Consider the following 2,551-nt stretch of genomic DNA (forward strand, 5'->3'; position numbering starts at 1 on the left):
TTCTTGCAAAGCAACTTTAGACGCCTCAGCAATCTGTCGTTGCTCAGGTGAATTAACAAAAATCACAGGTCGGTAATTGTCACCGCGATCTTCAAACTGCCCCATCGCATCAGTCGGATCTGCCGTCTGCCAATATAAGGCGACCAAATCTTCGTATGAGATTGCATCGTCGTCAAACCAAACTTTTACGGCTTCGGTGTGACCCGTTTGGTGTGCCTTAACTTCTTCATAGGTTGGATTATCCTTATGACCACCCGTGTAACCAGAGCGGACGAGTGAAATACCTGTTAATGTTTCAAATGGTTGGACCATGCACCAAAAACATCCACCTGCAAAAATTGCTGTTTGTTCTGCCATATTGTTATCCCCCTAAATTACTTTAACTTGATATCCCACGCAGGGATTTCTGCTGATCCATATAGCTGCTTCATGTGCTTCTTGGTAGCCTCGGTTTGATAGGTTTTAACCACTTGCTTGTATACCTTTTTATTTTGCGTACCCTTACGTGCAGCAATGATGTTAATGTAACCCTTGTTAGCTTTATTAACCGGTTCCACGAACAACGCCTTGTCAATATCCAACTTTGCATCAAGGGCGTAATTGGTATTAACAACTGCCGCATCAGCACCCTTCAACGCGGCAGCAGTTTGGTCTGAAGAAACTTCCTTAATTTGGAAATGTTTCTTGTTCTCCGTTACATCCTGAGCAGTTGGCAACTTGGCGTCATGGTTGTATTTAATCAATCCCGCGGCCTCTAGGACATCCAACGCACGTTTTTCATTCGATGCGTCATTCGGTACGATAATCGTTGCTTTTTCCGGCAAATCCTTCAAAGACTTGTGATTATCAGAATAGATACGAATTGGTGTCACATACGTCTTACCAATCCCCACTAACTTATTCTTAAAATGCTTATTTTGAACATCGAAATAATTAATCGTTTGGAATGAATTCAAATCGATCGAACCATCAACTAATGCTTGATTTGGCTTAACGTAATCCGTGAACAACTTCAACTTCACATCGATGCCATACTTCTTCTGCGCATCTTTTTTGACATATTCCCATAATTGACGGTCAGAATCTCCAACCAAGCCAACGGTTACAGTCTTTTCGTTCGCAGCGGAAACTGCCCCATCATTTGTTACATACAAAGCCACTACAGCTGCTAAACCAGCCACTGCCACTGCTGATACTAATACTTGCTTTTTATTAATTGTCATAATCTCCACCCCTAGTTGTAAATAAAAAAACCGTTTCTATACACATTCTCAATATGAGAAGTATAGAAACGGTTTAAGCCCGTGGTACCATTCTAAATTCGCTTGTTCAGTCACCTGAAAAGCCTCACAACGTGCGGACAGGGAGCGAAATGATGCTATGTCGATACGCGTGTTTGTTAACGGTAACCACCCGTGTGTCGCTTATGAACTTGCCATTCACAACACCCAATCACAGGCCATTTTCTGAGTACTACCGCACGCTACGTCTCACCACCCGTAACTCTCTGAACTTTGCTAGCAATCGTACTTCCCTGATCATCTTGTTTTTACTAACTATTTATTCGTTTTTTCTATGAGTATTATATTAGACAATACTCATTTTATTGTCAAGCTTTTATTAGGATTAATTTTTGTTTTGTGCATCACTAACCGCTTGTAAGGCCGTTGCACCTACAAAATTAACCGGTTGCGTAAAGTTAGGTTGGAAGAAGAAATCAGCCATCGCCAAATCGTCAATGGTCATTTGATTTTGAATGGCCAATGAGACAACATTCGCCGCTTGCGTAATGTCATGCTTTGACATAAAGGCCGCCCCCAGCACTCGCCGTGTTTTGCGATCCCAAGTTAACGTTGATAACACTGGTGTCGTCGACAACATAAAATCAGGTCGATAATCTTCCTCATGAACCGTTTCAACGACATCTAAGCCCCGCGCTTCAGCAGACCCCTTGTTCAGCCCGGTTGCTGACATGGCATAACCATACAATTCCACTGCCGACGTTGCTTGCGTCCCTGAGTAAGCCAAGTGATGACCATCAATGTTACGTGCAACGAGCATCCCCTGGCGAATCGCATTCGTGGCTAATGGAATATAGTCATAGGCTTGCGTTGGATTGTAGAAAACAGTCGTGGCATCACCAGCGGCATAAACGTCAGGCAAACTTGTTTCCATATACGCGTTCGTTAAGATGGCCCCGTTTGGTAGCATATCAACTTGGCCCTTGAACAAGTCCGTATTTGGTAAGAAACCAATCCCAAGCACCGCAATATCCGCTTCATAAGTACCTTGATTAGTTGTCACTCGAATACCGCCATCTGCGGCATCTTCAAAGCCGGTTACCAGTTGTTGCAAAGCTAATGTGACATCGTTTTCCTGGAACGCCGCTTCCAGACGATCAGTAATTACTGGACTGAAGTTCTTAGGCAACACGCGATCAAAACCATCGATTAGCGTAACTTTCTTACCAGTTACTGAAAATTGCTCTGCAATTTCGGCCCCAATGTAACCTGCACCAATTACAACCACACGCTTCACATCATCCGCCACT

3 protein-coding genes and 1 other annotated feature are annotated in these 2,551 nt (G+C 43.5%); all 3 genes read right to left on the reverse strand.

What is annotated here, in order from left to right:
- On the reverse strand, nt 1-357 hold a 357-nt coding region (gene msrA, locus WEIDD23_RS02030; protein WP_082778300.1), incomplete at its 3' end, for a peptide-methionine (S)-S-oxide reductase MsrA.
- 17 nt (nt 358-374) lie between these two features.
- The gene (locus WEIDD23_RS02035) at nt 375-1,223 is read right to left on the reverse strand and encodes a MetQ/NlpA family ABC transporter substrate-binding protein (RefSeq protein WP_010373707.1); all 849 of its coding nucleotides are present in this window, start codon (nt 1,221-1,223) and stop codon (nt 375-377) included.
- Between the two features lie 61 nt (nt 1,224-1,284).
- Nucleotides 1,285-1,551: a binding site (T-box leader), on the reverse strand.
- A gap of 75 nt (nt 1,552-1,626) precedes the next feature.
- Nucleotides 1,627-2,551, reverse strand: a 925-nt coding sequence (locus tag WEIDD23_RS02040) for an FAD-dependent oxidoreductase (protein ID WP_156469526.1), incomplete at its 5' end; no start/stop codon positions are given.

It is taken from the genome of Weissella sp. DD23, from assembly GCF_001579105.1.
Lineage (GTDB): Bacteria > Bacillota > Bacilli > Lactobacillales > Lactobacillaceae > Weissella > Weissella cibaria.